Annotated in this window: 7 protein-coding genes; all 7 read right to left on the bottom strand. The window is 73.7% G+C overall.

Annotation, left to right across the window (positions count from 1 at the left end):
* Positions 1-66 precede the first annotated feature (66 nt).
* A complete protein-coding gene (locus ACFV9M_RS31320) occupies positions 67-390 on the bottom strand; it encodes a hypothetical protein (protein WP_385077400.1) in 324 nt (107 codons plus the stop codon).
* 119 nt (positions 391-509) lie between these two features.
* Positions 510-1,298: an SGNH/GDSL hydrolase family protein gene (locus tag ACFV9M_RS31315; RefSeq protein WP_385077398.1), complete on the bottom strand. Its 789-nt coding sequence runs from the start codon at positions 1,296-1,298 to the stop codon at positions 510-512.
* Positions 1,299-1,428: 130 nt separating this feature from the next.
* Positions 1,429-2,442, bottom strand: coding sequence for a hemolysin family protein (locus ACFV9M_RS31310; protein WP_385077395.1), 1,014 nt, complete (start codon positions 2,440-2,442; stop codon positions 1,429-1,431).
* Positions 2,439-3,773: a hemolysin family protein gene (locus ACFV9M_RS31305; protein WP_385077393.1), complete on the bottom strand. Its 1,335-nt coding sequence runs from the start codon at positions 3,771-3,773 to the stop codon at positions 2,439-2,441. Before ACFV9M_RS31305 ends, ACFV9M_RS31310 begins: the two co-directional genes overlap by 4 nt.
* 180 nt (positions 3,774-3,953) lie before the next feature.
* The gene (locus ACFV9M_RS31300; protein ID WP_385077390.1) at positions 3,954-4,379 is read right to left on the bottom strand and encodes a GNAT family N-acetyltransferase; all 426 of its coding nucleotides are present in this window, start codon (positions 4,377-4,379) and stop codon (positions 3,954-3,956) included.
* A gap of 57 nt (positions 4,380-4,436) precedes the next feature.
* Positions 4,437-5,291: a TIGR03621 family F420-dependent LLM class oxidoreductase gene (locus ACFV9M_RS31295; RefSeq protein ID WP_385077387.1), complete on the bottom strand. Its 855-nt coding sequence runs from the start codon at positions 5,289-5,291 to the stop codon at positions 4,437-4,439.
* A gap of 275 nt (positions 5,292-5,566) precedes the next feature.
* Entirely contained in the window at positions 5,567-8,131 is a 2,565-nt protein-coding gene (locus tag ACFV9M_RS31290) for an ABC transporter permease (RefSeq protein WP_385077384.1), read from the bottom strand.
* Position 8,132: the final 1 nt, after the last annotated feature.

Here is an 8,132-nt window from a genome sequence, read left to right as displayed (position 1 = left end):
GCCCCGCCCCGGTGGCCTTCCACCGGGGCGGGGCCGCCGTCCGCACGCTCCGCCGGCCCGCGCGGGTCAGCAGTACCGCCGCTCGGCCCGGGCGTACCCGGAGCTGTAGCCGTCGGCGTAGCCGCGGGTGTAGTCGTCGTTGCTGAAGCCGTACTTCTTCGCCTTCTCGCGTCGGCAGTCGTCCCTGGCGTCCGCGTACCCGTCACGGAAACCGTCCCTGAAGCCCCGTCGGTAGTCGCGTGGGCTGTCCACCACCGTGGACACGCCGGCGTGAGGTGTGCTCGGCGTTGCCGCCGATGCCTGCTGGAGGGTGACAGGGGTGAGGACCACGCCGACGGCGAGGAGGAGGGCACCGAGGGCGGTGGCCCGCTTTCCGCTGTGTGCACGCATGACTGTCCCCTTTCGGGGCGTGGGTCAATTGGTCACATTCCACTCTATTCACCCGAACGAGTGCCGCAACTCGCCATGTTCAATGGCGAATTATCGAGGTGCCGTTCTCCGTCGCGCGCCTACGCCGGCGGGACCTCGTACGGCAGCAGCTCGGGGCGCTTGGGGGGCAGGCCGTCGCCGGACGAGCGGCCGGTGAGCCGGCGGCCTATCCACGGCAGCAGGTGCCGCCGGGCGAACCGGGCGTCCGCCACGCGCCGCGTGAGCCAGCCCGGCGGCAGCGTCGCGGGCATCGGCGTGTGCCAGCCGGTGTCCTCGGCATCGTGGCCGAGGGCCTGCCAGACCGCCTCGGCGACCCGGCGGTGGCCCTCGGCCGTCAGGTGCAGCCGGTCCACGTCCCACATCCGCGGGTCGCCGAGGGAGGGGGCGCCGTACAGGTCGACGACCAGGGCGTCGTGGCGGGCTGCGAGACCGTCGACGCAGGCGAACAGCTCCTCCATACGCGGCCTGAACCGCTCCAGGACCGGTCCCTGCCGGCCGGGGCTGCGCATCAGCACCAGCCGCTTGCACGACGGGGCCAGCCGCTCCACGGCCTCCGTCAGCAGGCCCGTGACCCGGCCCATGTCGCACTTCGGGCGCAGGGTGTCGTTCAGGCCGCCGACCAGGGTGATCACATCGGCGCCCATCGCGGCGGCCACGTCCACCTGCTCCGCGACGATCTGGCCGATCAGCTTGCCGCGCACCGCGAGGTTGGCGTACCGGAAGCCGGGCGTGCGGGCCGCCATCCGGCCCGCCAGGAGGTCCGCCCAGCCGCGGTAGGTGCCGTCGGGCAGCCGGTCCGACATGCCCTCGGTGAACGAGTCGCCGACCGCGACCAGGCTGGAGTACGGGGGTGTGGTGTTCGTCTGCATGGCGTCAGCGATGGTATCCCGCCGGGCATACCCAGCGGTCGGTCACCCCTGCCGCGCCCGCTCACCCCTGCCGCCCGCGCCCGCTCACCCCTGCCGCCCGCGCCCGCTCACCTCCGCCGCCCGCGCCCGCTCAGGCCCGCTGCCCGAACAGCTCGCGCAGCACGTCCTCCATGGTCACCAGCCCGGCGAGCCGCCCGTCGGCGCCGATCACGGCCGCCACATGCGTACGGCTGCCCCGCATGGCGGTGAGGACGTCGTCCAGGGGCGTCGTCTCCCGCACGCGCGCGATGGGACGCAGGTCCCGCAGCCGGAACGCCTCGTCCCGGGGCGAGGCGTCGAGGGCGTCCTTCACGTGCAGGTACCCGACGATCCGGCGGCCCTCGTCGACGACGGGGAAGCGGGAGAACCCCGACTCGCCCGCGAGCCGCTCCAACTCGTCCGGGGTGACGCCCACGCGCGCGTAGACGACCCGTTCCAGCGGTACGACGACGTCCCGCACCGGGCGCCGGCCCAGCTCCAGGGCGTCGTGCAGACGCTCCTGGGCGCGGTCGTCGAGGAGGCCGGCCTCTCCCGCGTCCTTGACGATCTGCGCCAGTTCCGCGTCCGAGAACGTGGCCGTGACCTCGTTCTTGACCTCGATCCGCAGCAGCTTCAGCAGCGCGTTCGCGAAGGCGTTGATCGCGAAGATCACCGGACGCAGCGCCCGGGAGAGCGCGACCAGCGGCGGGCCGAGCAGCAGCGCGCTGCGCACCGGCTCGGCGAGCGCGATGTTCTTCGGCACCATCTCGCCCAGCAGCATGTGCAGGTACGTGGCCAGGGTCAGCGCGATCACGAAGGACACCGCGTGGCCGGCCCCCTCGGGCACGCCGACCGCGTGGAACGCCGGCTCCAGCAGGTGCTCGATCGCCGGTTCGGCGACCACACCGAGGACCAGGGTGCACAGCGTGATGCCGAGCTGGGCGGCCGCCATCAGCGCGGACACGTGCTCCAGGCCCCACAGCACGCTCCGGGCGCGCCGGTCGCCCCGCTCGGCGTACGGCTCGATCTGCGAGCGGCGGACGGAGATCAGCGCGAACTCCGCGCCGACGAAGAAGGCGTTGACGACCAGGGTCGCCAGGCCGATCAGCAACTGGACGGCGGTCACCGGCCGACCTCCTGTTCGGACGGGTCGTCGAGCGGCGCGTGCAGCAGCACCCGCGCGGCCCGGTGGCCGGACGCGTCGACCACGTCCATGCGCCAGCGGGCGACCTCGACGCGGTCACCGACGGACGGGATGCGGCCCAGCTCGGTGGCGACCAGGCCGGCGAGCGTCTCGTAGGGGCCCTCCGGGACGTGCAGGCCCACGCGCGCGAGCTGGTCGGTGCGGGCGGCGCCGTCGGCCGTGTACAGGGCGCGGCCGGTGTCGTCCGTGCCCGCGGGGGCGAGGTCGGGCGTCTCGTGCGGGTCGTGCTCGTCACGCACCTCGCCGACGACCTCCTCGACGATGTCCTCCAGGGTCGCGACCCCGGCCGTTCCGCCGTACTCGTCGATGATCACGGCCATCGTCCGCTTCCCGGACAGCCGGTCCAGGAGACGGTCCACGGTGAGGCTCTCGGGCACCAGCAGCGGTTCGCGCATGATCTCGGCGACGGCCACGCGGGTACGGCGCTCGGCGGGCATCGCCAGGACGTCCTTGATGTGGGCGGTACCGACCACTCGGTCCAGGTTGCCCCGGTAGACGGGGAAGCGGGACAGACCGGTGGCCCGGGTCGCGTTCGCGACGTCCTCGCAGGTCGCCTGGGCTTCCAGGGCGACGACCTGGACGCGCGGTGTCATCACGTTCTCCGCGGTCAGGTCGGCCAGGTTCAGGGTGCGCACGAACAGCTCCGCGGTGTCCGCCTCCAGCGCGCCCTGCTTGGCGGAGTGCCGGGCCAGCGCGGCCAGCTCCTGGGGGCTGCGGGCGGAGGCCAGCTCCTCGGCGGGCTCCAGGCCGAACCGGCGCACCACCCGGTTCGCGGTGTTGTTCAGATGCGTGATGAAGGGGCGGAAGGCGGCGCTGAACCAGCGCTGCGCGTTGCCCACCCGCTTGGCCACGGCCAGCGGGGAGGAGATCGCCCAGTTCTTCGGGACGAGCTCGCCGACGACCATCAGGAACACCGTCGACAGGGCTGTGCCCAGCACCAGCGCGACCGAGCTCGCCGCGGTGGCGGACAGGCCGGCCGACTCCAGCGGGCCGGAGATCAGCGCGGCGATCGACGGCTCGGCGAGCATGCCGACGACCAGGTTGGTGACGGTGATGCCGAGCTGGGCGCCGGACAGCTGGAACGTGAGGTTGCGCACGGCCTTCAGGGCGCCGGCCGCGCCGGTCTCGCCCCGCTCGACGGCCCGCTCCAGCTCGCCGCGCTCCACGGTCGTCAGCGAGAACTCGGCCGCGACGAAGGCGCCGCACGCGAGCGACAGCAGGATCGCCACCAGCAGCAGGAGGACTTCCGTCATCGTGTCACCTCCGTCCCATGGTCGGACAGGGCAGGGAGGATCGCGCGATGTCGCGTACTGGGAGGCTCGCCCATGGGCGGACGCTCACACCTTTCAGGACGGGTTGGGGGAACCGTACGAGCCGCACGGTCCCCCAAGTGTAAAGGATCGGCAAAACGGCGGGCGGGCGGGTGGGCGGGGTCAGCCGGTGAGCGGCTTGACCCAGCGCCGCCAGCGCTCCTCGGGCGTGTACCCCGCCGCCCGCCACGCATGGTGCGCTGTCTCGTTCCGCGTCAGCACCATCGCGTCGCCGCGCCGCCCGCCCAGCCGGACGAACCGCTCCTCCGCGGCGGCCAGCAGCGCCGAGCCGATCCCCTGGCGGCGGTGGCGCGGATGCACCGCCAGCCGGTACAGGTGGCAGCGCCATCCGTCGAACCCGGCGATCACCGTGCCGGCCAGCTCCCCGTCCCGCTCGGCCAGGAGGAGCGCTTCGGGGTCGCGGGCGACCAGCCGCTCCACGCCCTCCCGGTCGTCACTGATGCTCGTGCCCTCGGCGGCGGTCTTCCAGAAGGCGAGCACGGCGTCGAGGTCGTCGGGCGTCGCGGCCCGTAGCCGTAGATCAGACATGCGGATGATCACACCATGGGCTGCGGGCCGGGAGGCGGAATATCGGCATCCGGACGGTCACCGCCCCCGCAGCTCCGCGATCACCGGCGCGAACGCCTCCACGTACGGCTCCAGCACCGTCAGGTACGAGAACCCGTAGCGCTCGCGCTGGGCGAGCACCTGCGCGACGATCTCCCGCAGCGTGCCGATCAACAGGACGGGCAGCTCCAGCGCCTCTTCTTCCGTCAGGTGCGGCGCCAGCTCCAGGAGGGGCCGGACGGCCGCCTCGCGGTCCTCGGTGACGATCACCCTCTGGACGAGCAGGTTGAGTTCCGCCGGTTCCGCGCGCCCGCGCGCCAGCTCCCGGTAGCGCGCCACGCGCTCGTCGAGAGCGCCGGCCGTGATCGGCGTCAGCCCGGTCGGGCTCTGCGCCGACGGCCGCGCGCCGGTGAAGGCCGCGATGTCGGCGTGCTCGGCGGTGAGCTCCAGCATCCGGTTCCCGTTCGCGCCGATCAGCAGGGGAACCGTGGACCCCGGTGACCGGTCCAGCTCCTCGACCGCACGCCGCAGACGGTCCACCCGTTCGCCGGGCGACCCCCACGGCAGCCCCGCCGCCTCGTGCTCCGCCCGGACGTACCCGGTGCCCAGCCCGAGTTCCAGGCGCCCGCCGGTCAGCGCGTCCGTCGTCGCCACCTCACGCGCGAGCAGCGCCGGGTTCCAGAACCCGGCGTTGAGCACGAACGTGCCCAGGCGCGGCCGCTCGGTCGCCGCGGCCGCCGCGACCAGGGCGGGGAACGGCGCCGGCATGCCCAGATGGTCCGGGACCAGCAGCACGTCGTAGCCGAGTTCCTCGACCCGGCGGCACTTGGCGCGCCACTCCTCGGCGGGCGCGGGGTCGATCAGACTCGCTCCGAAGCGGAACGGGCGCGCCATGGACTCTCCTCCGGTCGGTGCGGTGCGGGCTTCCACTGTGCTGCGTCGTGCGTGGGCTTCCACTGTGCTGCGTCGTGCGTGGGCTTCCGCCGTGCTGCTGTCGTGCGTGGGCTTCCGCCGTGCTGCTGTCGTGCGCGGGGACCCGCCGTGCTGCTGTCGTGCGCGGGCTCCGTGGTACTGCCGGCGTGCTGCCGTCGCGCCGCCGTCATGTGCGCGCTTCCGCCGTGCTGCCGTCGTGCGCGGGCTTTCGCCCCGCTGCCGTCACTCGTGTGCCGTCACTCGTGCGCGACGGCCGCCAGCACGTTCATCCGGGAGGCGCGCAACGCCGGCAGCAGCGCCGCCACGATCCCTGTCACCGCCGAGCCGACGACGACCACGACGATCGTGCCCCACGGGATCGCCAGCTCCTTCATGCCCTCCAGAGCCAGCACCCGCTGTGCGCACACGCCCCACACCAGACCCAGCGCGAGCCCGAGGACGGCGCCGAACACCGCGATCACCACCGCCTCCAGCCGGATCATCCGGCGCACCTGCCGCCGCGCCAGCCCGATGGCCCGCAGCAGCCCGATCTCCCGGGTCCGCTCCACCACCGACAGCGCCAAGGTGTTGACCACCCCGAGCACCGCGATGACGATCGCGAGCCCCAGCAGCGCGTACACCAGGTACAGCAGCACGGCGATCTGGCCGTGGACGAGCTCCTTGTAGTCGGCCTGGTCACGCACCTGTACCTGCGGATACGGTTCCAGCGCCCGCTCCAGCCGGGGCCGCAGCTCGTCGGCGTCGGTGCCGGGGGCGGCGTTCAGGTACAGCGCCGAGTCCTGGCCCCCGGGCACGTACTCCTCGACGGTCGAGGCGTTGAGGAACAGCCCGCCCCGCATGCCGAAGCCCTCGGTGTCCTGGTCGGTGAGCGCGCCCACCCTCAGTGTGACGGTCCGGCCGCCGGGGAACCGCACCGGCAGCACGCTGCCGATCCGCACGCCGTGCTCCCCGGCGAAGTCCGCGTCCATGCCGATCGCGCCGTCGGCCAGCGCGGCCGCCGAGTCACCCCGCGCGTACCGCACCCGGGCGACCTCGTCGACCCGGTCGTCGTACCCGGCGGCCGTCGTCTCGATCCGCTCGCCGTCGGGCAGCCGCACGGCGACCGGCGCGAACCGCTGCCGTACGACGACCCCGACGCCGTCCGTGGCGCGGACGCGGTCGGTCACCTCCCGCGGGAACGGTGTGAAGCCGGCGTCCTGGACGACGAAGTCGGCGCCGAGCGTCTTGTCGATCTGCCGGTCGAAGGACGCCGACAACGAGGCGCTCGCCACCGACATGCCGCCCACCAGGGCGAGGCCCACCATGAGGGCGGCGGCGGTCGCGCCGGTGCGGCGCGGGTTGCGCAGGGCGTTGCGCCGGCTCATCAGACCGACCGGGCCGAACAGGGCGGGCAGGCCCGCGCCGAGCACCCGGATCACCGGACGCACCAGCAGCGGGCCGGCCACGACGGTGGCGACGAGCGTGAGGACCACGCCCAGCCCCAGCAGCGAGGCCGCCGTCGCCGTGCGGGACGCGGTCACGCAGCCCACCAGCGCGGCGGCACCGAGCCCGCCGACGACCGCCCCGGCCACCGCGCGCACCCTCAGCGGCCGTCCCACACCGGCGACCTCCGCGTCCGCGAGGGCCGCCATGGGCGACACGGCCGCCGCCCGCCGGGCCGGGAGGTAGGCGGCCACGAAGGTGACGCCGACGCCGACGGCGTACGCCGACACCGGGGTCGCCCAGCCGACGACCATCTCCGTGGTCTTCAGGTTCATGCCGAGCGCGCTCATCAGCCGGATCAGACCGGCCGCCAGGCCGATGCCGGCCGCGAGGCCCAGTGTCGAGCCGGCCAGGCCCAGCAGCACCGCCTCGGTGAGCACCGAGCGCCGGACCTGACGGCGGTCCGCGCCCAGCGCGCGGAGCAGACCCAGCTCACGGGTCCGCTGGGCGACCAGCATCGCGAACGTGTTGACGATCAGGAACACACCCACCAGCACGGCGATCCCGGCGAATCCGAGCATCACGTACTTGATGACGTCGAGGAACCCGCCCAGTTCCTCCGTCGCCGACTTCGCCTGCTCGTCGGCCGTCTGCACGGCGTAGGGGCCGGAGCCGACCGCGGCGGCGACGCGGCGCTTCAGCTCGGCGTCGGTCACGCCCTCCGCCGCGTCGACGGAGATGCCGGTGGCCAGGTCCGGCGAGCCCAGGAGCCGGGTGGCGGCCACCTCGGGGTCGAGGAAGACCAGGGAGGCGTCCGGGTTGGTGGTCCGGAAGGTGGCGATGCCGACGACGCGGACCGGGAACGAACCCGGCTGGGCCATCATCGTCAGGGTGTCGCCGATCTCCACGTCCTTGCGGCCGGCGGTGTCGGCGTCGATCAGTGCCTCACCGGCGCCGCGCGGGGCGCGGCCGGAGGTCAGTTCCACGGCGCTGCGTTCGGTGACGTACCAGTCGGAGGCGAGGGTGGGCGCCCCGCCGGCCTGGCCCACGGAGGTGTGTCCGGCGTCGACGACCGTGATGTTCTCCACGCTGACGTCGGCGTGGGCCGAGGCCACTCCGGCGGTGCGGGCCACCCGGTCGGCGAGGGCGGCGGGCAGGGTCCGGACCGCGCCGGTGGGGACGGAGGCGGTCAGGTCCTCCTCCGGCTCGACCGTCACATCGGCCGACGTGGACGCGAAGAGGCGGTCGAAGGTGCGTGCCACCGTGTCGGAGAAGATCAGGCTGCCCGCGACGAACGCCACCGACAGCACGACGGCGAGGGCGGACAGCAGCAGGCGCCCCTTGTGCGCGAGGAAGCTCCGGAGTGTGGCCCGCAGCACC

Source organism: Streptomyces sp. NPDC059895 (assembly GCF_042731035.1).
GTDB lineage: Bacteria > Actinomycetota > Actinomycetes > Streptomycetales > Streptomycetaceae > Streptomyces.
This window is presented reverse-complemented; position numbering and strand designations above follow the sequence as displayed.

Coding starts and splice junctions, on each gene's coding strand:
- ACFV9M_RS31320 (WP_385077400.1), bottom strand. CDS start 390: ATGCGTGCACACAGCGGAAAGCGGGCCACCGCCCTCGGTGCCCTCCTC.
- ACFV9M_RS31315 (WP_385077398.1), bottom strand. CDS start 1,298: ATGCAGACGAACACCACACCCCCGTACTCCAGCCTGGTCGCGGTCGGC.
- ACFV9M_RS31305 (WP_385077393.1), bottom strand. CDS start 3,773: ATGACGGAAGTCCTCCTGCTGCTGGTGGCGATCCTGCTGTCGCTCGCG.
- ACFV9M_RS31300 (WP_385077390.1), bottom strand. CDS start 4,379: ATGTCTGATCTACGGCTACGGGCCGCGACGCCCGACGACCTCGACGCC.
- ACFV9M_RS31295 (WP_385077387.1), bottom strand. CDS start 5,291: ATGGCGCGCCCGTTCCGCTTCGGAGCGAGTCTGATCGACCCCGCGCCC.